Here is a 14,318-nt window from a genome sequence, read left to right as displayed (position 1 = left end):
AAGGTTCGGCGGCTGCTCAGCTCTGGCGGCGCGTGCCGGGCCGGCGGCGCAGGCGGACGATCACCTCGACGCCAGCGATCTCCATGCCTTCGGGCGCATCGGGCAGCGATTCGACGGTGATGCCGCAATCGGGCATGTCCAGCACCTGCCCCTCGTCCTCGAGGAAGAAGTGGTGGTGCTCCGACGGGTTGGTGTCAAAGTAGGCCTTCGACCCGTCGAGGGCGAGCTGGCGCAGCAGGCCGGCCTCGGTGAACTGGTGAAGGGTGTTGTAAACCGTCGCCAGCGACACCGGCACCTTGGCGCGCATCGCCTCGTCGTAGAGCATTTCCGCCGTCAGGTGGCGGTCGCCGCGCCCGAACAGCAACCAGCCGAGCGACAGGCGCTGGCGCGTCGGGCGCAGGCCGGCGCGCCGCAGGCGGTCGCGCAGGTCCGAGAGCGGACAGCCACGGCGGGCGGCACCCGATGCATCCCCCGAGAGGGCCGGGATCCGGGCGTTGAGCGCGGCCTGTAGGGACAGCAGTTCGGACATCGGAGGGACTGAACGCTCGCGAGGGATGAAGAATTTCGCTTCCGTGTATATGGGAACGGTCGCCGGCTCGCAACACGCCGCGGTCGGCCCTCCCCCGCTCCGCGTGACGGCTGCATCGTTCGCGCCAGCTTGGAACCGGCTCCGCGCCTATGCTAACGAGGCCGCCGAGTGCGCGGTTCGCCCCGTGTACGGCACGCGTGCCGGCGCCGAAGCCGGCCCGGGCCCGCCGACCGAAGCTCGCGACACGAGGACCGACCCGCCTTCATGACGTCCGACACCGAACAGACCGCCCCCCGCGCCTCGCAGTATTCCTACGAGGACCTGCTCGCCTGCGGGCGCGGCGAACTCTTTGGCGCGGGCAACGCCCAGCTGCCGCTGCCGCCGATGCTGATGTTCGACCGCATCACCGAGATCGGTGCCGAGGGCGGCGCCCACGGCAAGGGCTTGGTGCGCGCCGAGTTCGACATCCGGCCCGACCTCTGGTTCTTCTCCTGCCACTTCAAGGGCGACCCGGTGATGCCGGGCTGCCTCGGGCTCGACGCCCTCTGGCAGCTTGTCGGCTTCCATCTCGGCTGGCTCGGTTCGCCCGGCCGCGGCCGGGCGCTCGGCGTCGGCGAGGTCAAGTTCACGGACCAGGTCCTGCCGACGGTCAAGCGGGTGGTCTACGGCGTCGACCTGCGTCGGGTCCGGACCGGCAAGCTCGTCCTCGGCATCGCCGACGGATGGCTGGAAGCCGACGGCAAGCGGATCTACGAGGCCAAGGACCTGCGCGTCGCGTTGTTCCAGAGCTGAGCGGCGGACCTGATTCCGACGCGTCTCGCGCAACGAGGCGCGTCCTCGCCGGTTGGAAACAGGCCGGCGGCATCCTAGCTGACGAGGAAGCGTGACGCTCGCCCCATCCGGGGGGCGTCGCCGTGGAGACGAGTTCTTTCATGCGCCGTGTCGTCGTCACCGGGATGGGCATCGTCTCATCCATCGGAAACAACACCCAGGAAGTGCTCGCCTCGCTCCGCGAAGGGCGGTCCGGGATCACGCGCGATGGGTCCCACGCCGAGCACGGCTTCCGCAGCCAGGTCTCCGGCCGGCCCGACCTCGACCCTGAGGGCATCGTCGACCGCCGCGCCATGCGCTTCCACGGCGGCGGCAGCGCGTGGAACCACGTCGCGATGGATCAGGCGATCCGCGATTCGGGTCTCGAAGCCGGCGACGTCTCGAACGAGCGTACCGGCATCATCATGGGCTCGGGCGGCCCCTCGACCCGCGTGATCGTCGAATCGGCGGCGATCGCCCGCGAGAAGGGCCCCAAGCGGGTCGGCCCGTTCGCGGTGCCGAAGGCGATGTCCTCGACCGCGTCGGCGACGCTGGCGACCTGGTTCAAGATCAAGGGCGTCAACTACTCGATCGCCTCCGCCTGCGCGACGTCGAACCATTGCATCGGCAACGCCGCCGAGATCATCCAGGGCGGCCGCCAGGACATCATCTTCGCCGGCGGCTGCGAGGATCTCGACTGGACGCTCTCCGTCCTGTTCGACGCGATGGGCGCGATGTCCTCGAAGTTCAACGCGACGCCCGAGCGGGCCTCGCGCGCCTACGACGCGAACCGCGACGGCTTCGTCATCGCGGGCGGCGCCGGCGTGCTCGTGCTCGAGGAATACGAGCACGCCAAGGCGCGCGGCGCGCGGATCTACGGCGAGATCGCCGGCTACGGCGCGACCTCGGACGGGTACGACATGGTGGCGCCGTCCGGCGAGGGCGCGGTGCGCTGCATGCGCCAGGCGATGGAAGGCTTGAAGGGCGCACGGATCGACTACATCAACCCGCACGCCACCTCGACGCCGGTGGGCGACGAGAAGGAGATCGAGGCGATCCGCGAGGTCTTCGGCCGCGGCGAGGCCTGCCCGCCGATCGCGGCGACGAAGTCCCTCACCGGCCACTCGCTCGGCGCCACCGGCGTCCAGGAAGCGATCTACGCCCTGCTGATGATGAACAACGGATTCATCAGCGCGAGCGCGCACATCGACGAGCTCGATCCCGCCTTCGCCGACATGCCGATCCTGCGCGAGCGCCGGGACGGGGCCAAGCTCGGGCACGTGCTGTCGAACTCGTTCGGCTTCGGCGGCACCAACGCGACCCTGGTGCTGAAGAACGTCGACGCCTGACGCGTCGAGCAAGACCTACGATCCTCCCCCGGCGGCGGCCGACACGGCATTCGGGAACGATCCGCGGCGAAAGGGATCGTTAACCACCGGAACCCATGCTTCCGGTTCCGGTTTCGTCGGAAAGCCATGCCTGGGAGCGGCGCGCGCATGACCTTCGTCCTGATCGGATTCGTGCTGGCTGCGGTGATCGTCGGCTCGGCCGGCATCTACGCCAAGCAGGCGCTGATCGACGACGCCAAGGCCCAGACGCGCGGCTACTTCTAGCGCGAACGCCCCCTTCGGCCGTCATCGAGCCCCACCGGATGGCAGGGCTTTCGTTTTTTCCTCGCTGCCGATTGGACAGCGCCGTCCCCCGCGCCTAAGCGTCGGTCCCTGTCTACTGCGCTCGGAGAGGCGCATCGCTCGGGAGTGACGGATCGGATGACGGGTTTGATGGCGGGCAAGCGCGGCCTGATCATGGGCGTGGCCAACGACCACTCGATCGGCTGGGGCATCGCCAGAACCCTGCATCAGCACGGTGCGAAGCTTGCCTTCACCTATCAGGGCGATGCCCTCGGCAAGCGCGTCACGCCGCTCGCCGCCCGGCTCGATTCCGATATCGTCCTGCCCTGCGACGTGGAAGACCTTGCCTCCGTGGACGCGACCTTCGCGGCCCTGGATGAGCGCTTCGACGGCACCCTCGATTTCGTCGTCCACGCCATCGGCTTTTCCGACAAGGCGCAGCTCAAGGGTCGCTACGTCGACGTGACCACCCGCGAGAACTTCTCGCGGACCATGACGATCTCGTGCTTCTCGTTCACCGAGATCGCGCAGCGGGCGGCCAAGCGCATGCGCGAGGGCGGCTCGCTCCTGACGCTGACCTACGGCGGCTCCACCCGCGTGATGCCGAATTACAACGTGATGGGCGTGGCCAAGGCCGCGCTCGAGGCGTCCGTGCGTTACCTCGCCACCGATCTCGGCCCGGACGGCATCCGAGTGAACGCCCTGTCGGCCGGGCCGATGCGGACGCTGGCCGGCGCCGGCATCGCCGACGCGCGGCTGATGTTCAACCACCAGCGGGCACATGCGCCGCTGCGGCGCACCGTGACGCTCGACGATGTCGGCGGCTCGGCGCTCTACCTGCTGTCCGACCTCTCCGGCGGCGTCACCGGCGAGATCCACTTCGTCGATTCCGGCTATAACATCATCTCGATGCCGCGGCCCGACGTGCTGCAGGCGCAGGACGAGGCCGGCGTCGTCGGCGACGCCTGAGACGCCTTCGTCAGCGTGTCACGGCGATCAGGCCGATCACCAGGCTCGCCAGCAGCAGGATCAGGTGGATTCCGACGCCGTCGGCGAGCCACGCGCTCATTCCGGGATACGGCCCGGGGGCAGCAACCCGGGCTCGCGCACGGGGCGGCGGACCGCGCGGCGCTCGCGCCGCTCGATGACCGCCCGCGGCGGCGGGGCGGACGGGTAGTTCGACGCGAACGGATTCGACGGGACGCCCGATCCGGTGAGCCCCAGCGTGCTTCCGGCGTAGCCCGTGCCCTGCGCCAGGGCCGGAAGCGAACCGGCCGCGAGGATCGCAGCGGCGAGCGTTGTGCGGTAGGGCATCGACATCCTTCGTCCTGTGGCTCTCGTCAGATAGGGCTGCGGCGGCGCGGGCGGGAACGGAAAACGTCATGGAACCGCATCGGATCGAGCGCGACAGCACGACCTACGACGTCACCTTCGAGCGTGCGCCCGAAGGCTGGGTCGCCCGCATCCGCCGGACGAGCGACGGCGCGGTGCACGTCGTCGCCTTCGCCGACGGCGTGGGCTACGCGGCGGACGACCCACGCGGCTCGCTGATCGCAGGTTGCGCGGCGGCGATCGAACGGCTGCCGTGGGGCGTCCCGACCAGGCACTGATCGCCCGGCCGGCGGAACCTGCGCGTCGCCCCCGTGTTCGCGCTGGACAGATCCTGTTCTCAAGACCGGAGTTTTCGATGTCCGAAGTCACCTATCACGTCGTCGAGCACGATGGCGGATACGCCTACAAGGTCGGCGACGTCTTCTCGGAGACCTTTCCGAGCCGCGACGAGGCCCTCCAGGCGGCACAGGCCGCTGCGGCCGAGCAGCAGGTGCCGGGCTCGACCGAGGGCATCCGCTATCAGGACGGTGCCGGCGCGTGGCACGACGAGACCGCGCGCGGCGACGACCGCCCGACCGCGAAGGTCGCGGACTGATCGAGACCCGTCCCGCGTCGAACGATGGCACGCAAGGCGGCCTCGGTGCCGCGGAAGCCGAAGACCGAACCCGAACCGGACGTCGTGCCGGTTCTGGCGAAGCTGCCGAAGGGTGCACGCCGCACGACGCCGTCCCGTGAGACGCTCGCCGCCCTCGCCCCCGATCGGCTCATCGGCCTGATCCTCGCCGAGACCGCCCGCAACGCCGCGTTCAAGAAGCTCGTGAGTGCGGCGCTCGCCTCCCTGCAGGGGCCGGAAGCGGTGGCGGCGATCGTCGACCGGCGGCTGACCGCCCTGGAGGGCGCCCGCGGCTTCATCGACTGGCAGAAGCGCCGGGCGTTCACCACGGATATCGGCGCGATGGTCACGGTGATCCTCACCGAGCTCGCGCCGCTCGATCGCATGGCGGCTCTCGAACGCCTGGTGCGCTTCCTCGGCGGCGCCGACGCGGTGCTCAACCGCGTGGACGACGGTTCGGGCGCGATCCAGGCGATCTACGAGCGCGCTTCGGATGCCGTGGTCGAGATTGCCGCAGAGCTCGAGCCGGACGAGGCCGGGCGGTTCGCGCTGACGCTGATCCCGCGCTTCGTCGCCGACCCCTACGGGCCGTTCGGCGTGCTGATCCGCGATCTGGTCCCGCGCCTCCCCGCTGCTGCCCTCGCCTCGCTCGATGCGAAGCTCGCCGAGGCGGCGGACACGAAGCATCGGGCCGCGGATGCACCGAACGGGCCCGCGGCCTCGCGAGCCGATCTCCGCCACGGGAACATCCTGCGCGTCCGTCAGGACATCGCCGACCGGCGCGGCGACGTCGCGGCCTACATCGCGCTCGAGCAAGCGATCATGCCCGGCCGTCCCGACGGGACCGAGATCGCAGGGCGCCTGCTCGCGGCCGGGCGGGCCGCCGAGGCGCTGGATTGGATCCGCCGCCCGAAATCATCGCGGAGCGGCGTGATCACCCGCGCGATGCTCGCGACCGGAGATGCGGCGCTCGACGGCCCGGACCGCGAGCGGATCGGGCTGGAGATCCGCATCCTCGATGCGCTCGACCGACGCGAGGAGGCTCAGGCTCTGCGCTGGCAGGGGTTCGAAGCGACGCTCGACGCCGACATGCTCCGCGCACACATCGCCAAGCTTCCGGATTTCGAGGACGAGGAGGTGCTGGAGCGCGCCCTCGACCACGTCGCCCGGCACGACGATGCCCATCGCGCGCTGGCCTTCCTGGTGGCGTGGCCGAGCCTCGACCGCGCGGCGCGCCTCGTCTTCGATCGCCGCGCGGAGTGGCGGAGCGAGGCCTATCGCCTGCTCGGTCTGGCGGCGGAGGCGCTGGAGCCCGATCATCCGGCCGCGGCGACGCTGCTGCTGCGCCGGATGATCGACGACATCCTCCGGGATGGACGCAGCAGCGCCTACCCCTATGCCGCCCGCCACCTCGCGGCCCTCGACGGGATGGCGCCGCGCCTGACGCCGGGATCGATCGATCCGTCACCCGAGGCCTACCGCACCGGCTTGCGGACGGCGCATGGACGCAAGCACGGGTTCTGGTCGCTCGTGCCGGCGTGAGGCCGAATCACACCGTCTCGATCGCGTCGACGCGGTCCGTATAGAAGGCGAGATGCCCGGCGATCTCGGCGACCGCCGGAAACGGCGCCTCGTAGCTCCAGACCGCGTCGGGGCGCGATGCGTCGCCGACCGCGAGGCTGAAGTAGCTCGCATCGCCCTTGTACGGGCAGTGGCTGGTCCGCGCCGACTTCTTGAAACGCGAGAGGTCGGCATCGCTGCGCGGAATGTAGAGCACCGGAGGGTACGACGCTTCCTTGAGGGAAAGCACCCGCTCGCTCTCGGCGACGGCGACGCCGTCCAGCATCACCCGGACGCGGCCCGGATGCGGCGTGATGGTGATCGGATGGTCGGGGCCGGGTTGCTTCATCGCGGAATCCTCTCGGTCGGGTTCAACTCGATGGTGCCGAGGGCGTCGGCGAGCCGTGCCTTCGCGCTGCCGGGCTTCAGCGGGACCTGCTGACTCGCATGCGGCGCCCAGCCGGTGAGCCACAGGATCTCGAAGCTGGCGTGAAGCCGCCCGTCCGCGTCGGCGAAGCGCGACGCGTAGATGTCCGCCATCCGCATCAGCGTCGCCCGCCGCAGGGGCGTGCGGCGGCGCTCGACCAGCGCGTTGGTCAGGCCCATGGCGCGCAGGTCCTGCATCAGGGAAAACGGGTCTGCGTAGCGCACCGTCACGGTCTCGGTGTCGGCGACCGGCAGGGCGAAGCCGGCGCGCTGCAACAGGGCGCCGGCCTCGCGCACCTCGGCGAACGGCGCGACCCGCGGGCTAACGCCGCCCTCGACCTCGCTTTCGGCTTGGGCGAAGCTCGCCCGCAGCTCGTTCAGGGTGGCGCCGCCGAGCAGGCAGCCGAGGAACAGCCCGTCGGGGCGAAGCGAACGGCGGAGCTGCACCAGCGTCCCGGGAAGATCGTTGACGCCCTGGAGCGCCAGCAGCGACACGGCGAGGTCGAAACCCTCGGGCGCGGCCGGCAGCGCCTCGGGGTCGGCGACCGCCTGCCGGACGCCGGGCACGGCCCGGTCCAGGATCGGCGCGAGGCGCAGGACCGTTGCGTCGGGGTAACGCGCCGACAGGACGCGCGCGGCCGCCGCGGTCGGCGTCGCGAGATCGAGGCTTCGGGTGAAGTCGCGCAGCACCGCGCCGAGGCGATCGTCGAGATCCTCCGCGACACGGGCGATCAGGAAATCGGCAAAGCCCGCACGCTGCGCCCGCGCCAGGCGTCGGCGGGCGAGGACGGTGTCGAACAGGGGCGAAGGCGCTGTCATCTGCCCCATCACATGGCGCTCGGATCGCTGTCTTGCCAGCGGCGCGACCGACGGGTGGCGAGGGCCGGACGACGATCACACTTCTGAGAGGGTGGAACGAGACCGGGGCGTCGCCGTTCCTGGTCAGTTCCATCGGCCGCTCGGCCGCGTACCGGAGTCCCATCCCATGATCCGCTTCCTGTCCGGGGCCGCGCTGGCCCTCTCGATCGTCGCTTTCGGCTCGGCCGCCGATGCCAAGGGTTGCATCAAGGGCGCCATCGTCGGCGGGATCGCCGGGCACTATGCCGGCCATCATGGGCTCGTCGGCGCCGCGGCCGGCTGCGCCATCGGCCGCCATCGCGCGAATGCCGAGGCCCGCCGCAACGACCAGACCGCGCCGACGACGCGCTGAGGCGCGCTCCCGATCGCGTCGGCGCGGCGGACGGATCGGGCCGTGCAGGCGCCTGAGACGTCGAGCATCGAGATCGGCCGTGCGTCGCAGGGCGCGCGGCCTTTCGCCGTTCTGAGTCGCGCTGTCCGCGCCCTGGTTGGTCTCGTCTACCCGCCGTCCTGCGCCGGCTGCGGCGCGGCGACCGCCGATCCCGGCGCGCTCTGCCCGTCCTGCTGGGCCGGCCTGCGCTTCATCGAGGAGCCGTGCTGCGCGCGGTACGGCACCCCGTTCGCCGTCGATCTCGGAATCGGTCCCCTGCTGTCGCCGCGGGCGATCAGCGAGCCGCCGGTCTTCGCGCGGGCCCGCGCCGTGGCGCTCTACGACGACACCGCCCGCAGCCTCGTCCATCGCCTGAAGTACCAGGACCGCCTCGACCTCGCCAAGGCGATGGCCGCGATGATGGCGGCGTCCGGCGCGGCGCTGATCGCGGAGGCCGACTGCGTCGTGCCGGTGCCGCTGCATCGCTGGCGCCTGTGGCGGCGGCGGTTCAACCAGGCGGCGCTGCTGGCGCGGCCGGTCGCCCGGGCCGGCAGCCTGCCGTTCCTGCCGCGGGCCCTGGCGCGGGTGAAAGCGACGCGCTCGCAGGTCGGGCTGACTCGCGCCGGGCGTGCCGAGAACCTTCAGGGCGCCTTCCGGGTGCCGGCGGCGCATCGGGCCGGCATCCAGGGACGGCGCGTCCTCCTCGTCGACGACGTCACCACCACCGGCGCGACCGCCAACGCCGCCGCCCGCGCCCTGCTGCGCGGCGGGGCCGCCTCGGTCGACCTGCTCACCTTCGCCCTGGTGGCCGACCCGATCGGTTAAGCGGGGGCGCGATCGTTCTCACGCGGGCGACGGGTTTCGCGACTGAAGCGCCGCGATCGTCAGGTCGAACGCCTCGGCGATGCTCTCGTGCCAGAGCGAGAACGGGGTGGGCCGTTCGAGGTGCACGGCGGCCTCGGCCTCCGTCCCGCTGGCCTGCAAGTCGGCGCCGTGCCGGATCGCGAGGCGGCGCATCGGTCCGTTCATGGCCAAGCACCGCACGTGCAAATCGCCGACGCCACGATTGCGCGCCGCTTCCGTGATCCGCGCGAACAGCGCCCCGCCGATGCCGCGACGCCGGTAGGCGCGCTCCACCGCGAAGGCCGCCTCGGCCTGCCTGCCGAGGTCGAGCGGCGTCGCACCCGGGCCGGACGGTCGCAGCTCCGCGACCCCGCGCAGGGTGCCGGACACGAAGGCACCGAAGATCAATCCGTCGGCCGTGACGGCGCGCTCGGCATAGGCACGGATCCCGGCCTCGCCGACGCTTCCCATGAACCGGTTCGCGCGGGTTTCGGGGTCCAGGCGCAGGAAGTAGGCGAGGATCTGCGCGCGGTCGCTCGCGCGCAGGCGTCGGATCGTGTGTCCCGCCGGTTTCGGCTCGGGCAATGCCATGTGCAGGTCTCCGGTATCGGCGCGCTGGGTGCGCGCATCCGGGCGTGCCCTCCCTCGAGGCAGGCAGGGTCTCGCACCGCCAAGCCGATTGTGCAATGCAACAATTCGTCGTCGCATCGCGTCGCCAGGGCTGACATGCATGCAGGGGATGGAACCACTTCTGTTGCATCGCGGTGCGACGCGGGGTTGATCGACCCGCCCGCGCGCGGCAGACGGTTGGGACGGGTCCCGCGTTGCAGCACCGCGCGGATGCCGAGCAGGATCCCGTGGTCGTGAGCCGGAAGCCGTGAGCCCAACCTCGCCGAGCCATGCGCCCTCCGCCGATGCGCGCAGCGGTGCGCTTTCTCCCGGCCCCGTCCACGATCGCTACGAGGCGCTGATCGCCTCCGGCGCGATCGAGCGCGACCCGGCCCAGGCGCGGCTGGTGCGCGCCCTCGACCGCCTGGTCCTCGACCTCGAGCGGAGGCGTCGCGCCAAGAAGGGCAGCGCGCTCGGCTGGCTGTTCTCGCGGAAGGACAGCGTCGGGCCGCCGAAGGGCCTCTACATCTGGGGCTCGGTCGGGCGCGGCAAGACCATGCTCATGGACCTGTTCCACGAGGCCGCCCCCGGGCCGAAGCGCCGCGTCCACTTCCACGGCTTCCTCGCCGACGCGCACGAGCGCATCCACGCCTACCGCCAGGCGCTGAAGCGCGGCGAGGTGAAGGGCGACGACCCGATCGGCCCCGTCGCCGACGCGCTCGCCGACGAGGCGACGCTGCTGTGCTTCGACGAGTTCACGGTCACCGACATCGCCGACGCGATGATCCTCGGCCGGCTGTTCGGCGCGCTGTTCAGGCGCGGCGTGACGGTGGTCGCGACCTCGAACGTCGAGCCGGACCGCCTCTACGAGGGCGGCCTCAACCGCGCGCTGTTCCTGCCCTTCGTCGAGGAGCTGAAGGACCGGGTCGAGGTGCAGCGCCTGGATTCGCGCACGGATTTCCGCCTGGAGAAGCTCGGCGGCGCACCGGTCTACCGTGTGCCCGCGGACGCGGAGGCCCGGGCCGCGATCGATGCCGCGTTCAAGGGGCTGACCGGGAAGGCCAAGGGCCGGTCGGCGACGATCACCGTGCACGGCCGCGCCGTGCCGGTGCCGCAGGAGGCGGCCGGCGTCGCCCGGTTCTCCTTCGCCGACCTCTGCGCCCAGCCGCTCGGCGCCTCCGACTACATGGCGATCGCCCGGGCCTTCCACACGGTGATCGTCGAGGACATCCCGGTGATGGGCGAGCAGAACCGCAACGAGTGCAAGCGCTTCATCACCCTGATCGACACCCTGTACGACCGCCACGTGAAGCTCGTCGCCTCGGCCGCGGCGGAAGCGCAGGACCTCTACACGGTCCGCGAGGGCCGCGAGGCCTTCGAGTTCGACCGCATCGTGTCCCGCCTGATCGAGATGCGATCGACCGAATACCTCGCCCTGCCGCATGGACGGGCGGATTCGGAAGCCTCCGGCGCCACGACCGGCCTCGTCGAGACCTGATGCGGCTTCGCGGCCGCCCGAGCTTCGACGGGTAAGGCTTCGACAACCGCCCCGTCCCGTCTATGTCTGCGCAGGTCGCCTCGGCACGTCGCTGGGCCGATCCGAGGCGCCCGAGATGATCACCGATACGAAACACCCGCTCGCCGCGGGTGGTGCTGCGATGCGGGGCGGGTTCGGGATGGTCGTCGCGTGGTGAGCCCCCGATCGATCTCGTTCCTGCGTCGGTCGAACTGGCGCAGCGCACGGCCCTTCGCCGGGCTGCTCGGCTCGCCGGTCGCCTTCGGCCTCCTGATCGTCGCCCTGGTGGCAGGTGGCTGGAACTACGTCGGCGGCGAGGCGAGCCGCGCGGCGGTCGCGGCCGGAAACACCCGGATCTCGGGGCTCGAGCGGCTGCTCTCGGCGGTGAAGGACCTCGAGACCGGCGAGCGCGGCTACGTCCTCGTCGGCGGCGACGTCTACCTCGAGCCCTACCAGAAGGCGCTCGGCGCGATCGACACCGGTCTCACCGGGCTCGGCAGCCTCGCCCAGGTGCCGCTGCGCCAGGGCGGGACGTCCCTTGCCGCTCTCATCGCGGACAAGCGCGACTTCGCGGCCCGGGTCGTCGCCGCGCGGCGGGACGTGAGCTTCGATGCGGCGACCGAGATCGTCCGCACCGGCGTCGGCAAGCAGCAGATGGACGCGATCCGCGCCGAGACCGCAGGATTGCAGGCCTCGATCGCCCGGCGGATGGAGGCCGATCGCAGCCGCGACGCCGCGCGTTCCCTGCTGCTGTCGATCCTCACGGCGGTCTGCGCGGTCGTGGCGATCGTGCTCCTCGCCCGCCTCGCCCTCGTCCGCCGCCGGGAGGCGATGCGGATGTCGGGCCTGCTCGACGGGGTGCTCGCCAATGCCCCCGTCGGCCTCGGCTTCCTCGACCGCGATCTCAAGATCCGCCACATGAACCGGGCGCTGGCGGTGATGAGCGAGCGCGGCTTCGGCGCCGATCTCGGCGCCCCGATCTGGGCGATGCTGCCGACCCTCGCCGACGCCCTGGGTCCGAAGCTCGCCGCGGCCCTCCACGAAGGGCTGGTGACGCCCGACGTGCCGGTCGCCGTCCCGACGCCCTCGGCCCCCGGCGGCGTGCGCCGCTTCTCGATGAGCTTCTATCCCCTCCGCGGCACCTCCTCTGAGGTCGAGCCGGCGATCGAGGGCGTCGGCATCGTCGTTCTCGACGAGACCCTGCGCTGGATGGTCGAGGAGCGCATGCGCCGCAGCGAGGAGCGCTTCCGCTCGCTGATCGAGGCGAGCGCGTCAATCGTCTGGACCGCGACGGCCGAGGGTACCTTGCACCCGCGGCAGGCCTCCTGGACGCGCTTCACCGGCCAGGACGACGCGGCCTATGGCGGGGAGGGCTTCCTCGACGCGATCCACGTGGACGACCGGGCGCATACGGCCGAGGCCTGGACCGTGGCGGTCTCGACGCTGCAGCCCTACGAGACCGAGCACCGCCTGCGCCGGGCCGACGGCGAGTACCGCCACATGGCGGTGCGCGCCGTGCCGATCCTCGCCGAGGACGGGCGCCTGCGGGAATGGGTCGGCACGCATACCGACATCACCGAGCGCAAGGCGGCCGAGGCCGCCGTCGAGGCGGCTCGTCAGGCGGCGGAGGACGCCAGCCGCGCCAAGAGCCAGTTCCTGGCTAACATGAGCCACGAGCTGCGCACGCCGCTGTCTGCGGTGATCGGCTATTCCGAGATGCTGCAGGAGGAGCTGGAAGACCTCGGCGAGCCCTCGCTGATCGCCGACATGAAGAAGATCGAGTCGAACGCCCGCCACCTTCTCGGGCTGATCAACGACGTCCTCGACCTGTCGAAGATCGAGGCCGAGCGCGTGGAGATCTACGCCGAGGACTTCTCCGTCGCCGAGGTCGTGGCCGAGGTCGCCGCCACGGTCGAGGGTCTGATCGCCAAGAAGGAGAACGCTCTCGACCTGACGATCGCCGAGGACGTCGGCACGGCGCATACCGACGTGACCAAGCTGCGCCAGTGCCTGATCAACCTTCTGAGCAACGCGGCGAAGTTCACCGAGAATGGCCGCATCGGCCTTACCGTGACGCGCGATGCGGAGGCCAGGCTCTGCTTCGCGGTCAGCGATACGGGGATCGGCATGACCGACGAGCAGGTCGGGCGGCTGTTCGAGCGCTTCACCCAGGCCGACGCCTCCACGACCCGGCGCTTCGGCGGCACCGGGCTCGGCCTCTCGATCACCCGCGCCTTCGCCGAGCTGCTGGGCGGCACCGTCGAGGTCGCGAGCCGCGAAGGCGCAGGCAGCACCTTCACGCTGATCCTGCCGGCGCAGTTCTCCGGCCCCGACGCCGGAGCGGCACACGGGGAGGATACGGCGGTGGGAAACCGCATCCTCGTCATCGACGACGATGCGGCGACGCGCGACCTGCTCGCGCGCTTCCTCGAGAAGGAGGGCTTCGTGGTCTCCACGGCGGAGGACGGACGCCAGGGCCTGGAACGGGCCAGGGCCCTGCGCCCCCGCGCGATCCTCCTCGACGTGACCATGCCGCGGATGGACGGCTGGTCGGTGCTGCGCGCGCTCCGGGCCGACCCTGAACTCGGCGCGACGCCGATCATCATGGTGACGGTGCTCGACGAGCAGAACCTCGCCTTCTCGCTCGGCGCCACCGACTACCTGCACAAGCCGATCGAGTGGGGGCACCTCAAGGCCGTCACCGACCGGTTCCGCCCCGGCAATGCCGAGGGACCGATCCTCGTCGTCGAGGACGATCCCGACGCCCGCGAGCGCGTGACGACCTTCCTGGAACGCGAGGGCTTTCCGGTGCGCTCGGCCGAGCACGGCAAAATCGCGCTGGAGGAGGTGGCGCGGGAGAAGCCCGCCCTCGTTCTCCTGGACCTGATGATGCCGGAGATGGACGGCTTCGGCTTCCTGCGCGCCCTGCGGACGCGGGCGGAGTGGCGCGACATCCCCGTGGTGGTGCTCACCGCCAAGGACATCACGGCCGAGGACCGACGCCGGCTCGCCGGGCAGGCGGACCGGGTGATCAGCAAGGGCTCGGTCAGCCTGTCGGACCTGGCTCAGGAGGTGCGGGGTCTGGTGGGGATTCCGGCGCAGGATTGAGAAGGGCGCAGCTGCCCGAAACGATCGCGCGAGCGATCACGGTGGCCATGCCCTCCCCGTCATCCCGGGGCGCCGAAGGCGAACCCGGGCTCCGGAACCGCAGGTCGTGCTCC

15 protein-coding genes are annotated in these 14,318 nt (G+C 71.2%); 10 read left to right on the top strand and 5 right to left on the bottom strand.

What is annotated here, in order from left to right; all coding sequences use genetic code 11:
• Positions 1-16: 16 nt before the first annotated feature.
• Positions 17-529: a Fur family transcriptional regulator Irr gene (irr, locus tag MKK55_RS03765; RefSeq protein ID WP_147727713.1), complete on the bottom strand. Its 513-nt coding sequence runs from the start codon at positions 527-529 to the stop codon at positions 17-19.
• 264 nt (positions 530-793) lie between these two features.
• On the opposite strand from irr, the gene fabA reads away from it, so the two are divergent.
• From fabA to fabI, 3 genes are all read left to right on the top strand, one after another.
• Positions 794-1,321 carry a 3-hydroxyacyl-[acyl-carrier-protein] dehydratase FabA gene (gene fabA, locus MKK55_RS03760; protein ID WP_243933354.1) on the top strand — a complete coding sequence of 176 codons (528 nt, stop codon included), beginning with the start codon at positions 794-796 and terminating at the stop codon, positions 1,319-1,321.
• A gap of 140 nt (positions 1,322-1,461) precedes the next feature.
• Positions 1,462-2,688, top strand: a complete 1,227-nt coding sequence (gene fabB / locus MKK55_RS03755; RefSeq protein WP_147727715.1) for a beta-ketoacyl-ACP synthase I — start codon at positions 1,462-1,464, stop codon at positions 2,686-2,688.
• 420 nt (positions 2,689-3,108) lie between these two features.
• Positions 3,109-3,939 (top strand): enoyl-ACP reductase FabI, encoded by an 831-nt coding sequence (fabI, locus tag MKK55_RS03750; protein WP_147727716.1) that lies wholly within the window; start codon positions 3,109-3,111, stop codon positions 3,937-3,939.
• Positions 3,940-4,035: 96 nt separating this feature from the next.
• Here the strand turns inward: fabI and MKK55_RS03745 are convergent, their stop codons facing one another.
• Positions 4,036-4,284 (bottom strand): hypothetical protein, encoded by a 249-nt coding sequence (locus MKK55_RS03745; RefSeq protein WP_147841083.1) that lies wholly within the window; start codon positions 4,282-4,284, stop codon positions 4,036-4,038.
• A 68-nt stretch (positions 4,285-4,352) separates the two neighbouring features.
• Here MKK55_RS03745 and MKK55_RS03740 point away from each other — a divergent pair, with 68 nt between their 5' ends.
• From MKK55_RS03740 to MKK55_RS03730, 3 genes are all read left to right on the top strand, one after another.
• Positions 4,353-4,580: a hypothetical protein gene (locus MKK55_RS03740; RefSeq protein ID WP_243933352.1), complete on the top strand. Its 228-nt coding sequence runs from the start codon at positions 4,353-4,355 to the stop codon at positions 4,578-4,580.
• Between the two features lie 77 nt (positions 4,581-4,657).
• Complete coding sequence (locus tag MKK55_RS03735) at positions 4,658-4,897, top strand: DUF2188 domain-containing protein (RefSeq protein ID WP_147726267.1); 240 nt, start codon at positions 4,658-4,660, stop codon at positions 4,895-4,897.
• A gap of 24 nt (positions 4,898-4,921) precedes the next feature.
• Complete coding sequence (locus MKK55_RS03730; protein ID WP_243933351.1) at positions 4,922-6,457, top strand: DUF6880 family protein; 1,536 nt, start codon at positions 4,922-4,924, stop codon at positions 6,455-6,457.
• A 7-nt stretch (positions 6,458-6,464) separates the two neighbouring features.
• Here the strand turns inward: MKK55_RS03730 and MKK55_RS03725 are convergent, their stop codons facing one another.
• Both MKK55_RS03725 and MKK55_RS03720 read right to left on the bottom strand, forming a co-directional pair.
• Positions 6,465-6,824 carry a DUF427 domain-containing protein gene (locus tag MKK55_RS03725; protein WP_243933350.1) on the bottom strand — a complete coding sequence of 120 codons (360 nt, stop codon included), beginning with the start codon at positions 6,822-6,824 and terminating at the stop codon, positions 6,465-6,467.
• Positions 6,821-7,720 (bottom strand): methyltransferase domain-containing protein, encoded by a 900-nt coding sequence (locus tag MKK55_RS03720; protein ID WP_243933349.1) that lies wholly within the window; start codon positions 7,718-7,720, stop codon positions 6,821-6,823. The genes MKK55_RS03725 and MKK55_RS03720 overlap by 4 nt, the downstream gene beginning before the upstream one ends.
• 166 nt (positions 7,721-7,886) lie before the next feature.
• Here MKK55_RS03720 and MKK55_RS03715 point away from each other — a divergent pair, with 166 nt between their 5' ends.
• Positions 7,887-8,111, top strand: a complete 225-nt coding sequence (locus MKK55_RS03715) for a hypothetical protein (RefSeq protein ID WP_147726270.1) — start codon at positions 7,887-7,889, stop codon at positions 8,109-8,111.
• A gap of 111 nt (positions 8,112-8,222) precedes the next feature.
• The gene (locus tag MKK55_RS03710; protein ID WP_279595970.1) at positions 8,223-8,954 is read left to right on the top strand and encodes a ComF family protein; all 732 of its coding nucleotides are present in this window, start codon (positions 8,223-8,225) and stop codon (positions 8,952-8,954) included.
• Between the two features lie 18 nt (positions 8,955-8,972).
• Here MKK55_RS03710 and MKK55_RS03705 read toward each other — a convergent pair whose 3' ends face one another.
• Entirely contained in the window at positions 8,973-9,563 is a 591-nt protein-coding gene (locus MKK55_RS03705; protein ID WP_243933347.1) for a GNAT family N-acetyltransferase, read from the bottom strand.
• Between the two features lie 286 nt (positions 9,564-9,849).
• Here MKK55_RS03705 and zapE point away from each other — a divergent pair, with 286 nt between their 5' ends.
• Together zapE and MKK55_RS03695 are read left to right on the top strand one after the other, a co-directional pair.
• On the top strand, positions 9,850-11,079 hold the full coding sequence (zapE, locus tag MKK55_RS03700) for a cell division protein ZapE (protein WP_243933345.1): 1,230 nt from the start codon (positions 9,850-9,852) through the stop codon (positions 11,077-11,079).
• Between the two features lie 189 nt (positions 11,080-11,268).
• A complete protein-coding gene (locus tag MKK55_RS03695) occupies positions 11,269-14,205 on the top strand; it encodes a response regulator (RefSeq protein WP_243933343.1) in 2,937 nt (978 codons plus the stop codon).
• The last annotated feature ends 113 nt before the right edge of the window (positions 14,206-14,318 follow it).

The sequence above is a fragment of the Methylobacterium sp. J-059 genome (genome assembly GCF_022829485.1).
In the GTDB taxonomy this organism is placed as follows: Bacteria; Pseudomonadota; Alphaproteobacteria; order Rhizobiales; family Beijerinckiaceae; genus Methylobacterium.
This window is presented reverse-complemented; position numbering and strand designations above follow the sequence as displayed.

Bases quoted from the DNA above. Each gene is read 5' to 3' on its own strand.
- fabI (WP_147727716.1), top strand. From the start codon at position 3,109: ATGACGGGTTTGATGGCGGGCAAGCGCGGCCTGATCATGGGCGTGGCC.
- MKK55_RS03720 (WP_243933349.1), bottom strand. From the start codon at position 7,720: ATGACAGCGCCTTCGCCCCTGTTCGACACCGTCCTCGCCCGCCGACGC.
- MKK55_RS03705 (WP_243933347.1), bottom strand. From the start codon at position 9,563: ATGGCATTGCCCGAGCCGAAACCGGCGGGACACACGATCCGACGCCTG.
- MKK55_RS03730 (WP_243933351.1), top strand. From the start codon at position 4,922: ATGGCACGCAAGGCGGCCTCGGTGCCGCGGAAGCCGAAGACCGAACCC.
- irr (WP_147727713.1), bottom strand. From the start codon at position 529: ATGTCCGAACTGCTGTCCCTACAGGCCGCGCTCAACGCCCGGATCCCG.
- MKK55_RS03735 (WP_147726267.1), top strand. From the start codon at position 4,658: ATGTCCGAAGTCACCTATCACGTCGTCGAGCACGATGGCGGATACGCC.
- fabB (WP_147727715.1), top strand. From the start codon at position 1,462: ATGCGCCGTGTCGTCGTCACCGGGATGGGCATCGTCTCATCCATCGGA.
- MKK55_RS03715 (WP_147726270.1), top strand. From the start codon at position 7,887: ATGATCCGCTTCCTGTCCGGGGCCGCGCTGGCCCTCTCGATCGTCGCT.
- fabA (WP_243933354.1), top strand. From the start codon at position 794: ATGACGTCCGACACCGAACAGACCGCCCCCCGCGCCTCGCAGTATTCC.
- MKK55_RS03740 (WP_243933352.1), top strand. From the start codon at position 4,353: ATGGAACCGCATCGGATCGAGCGCGACAGCACGACCTACGACGTCACC.
- MKK55_RS03745 (WP_147841083.1), bottom strand. From the start codon at position 4,284: ATGCCCTACCGCACAACGCTCGCCGCTGCGATCCTCGCGGCCGGTTCG.
- MKK55_RS03725 (WP_243933350.1), bottom strand. From the start codon at position 6,824: ATGAAGCAACCCGGCCCCGACCATCCGATCACCATCACGCCGCATCCG.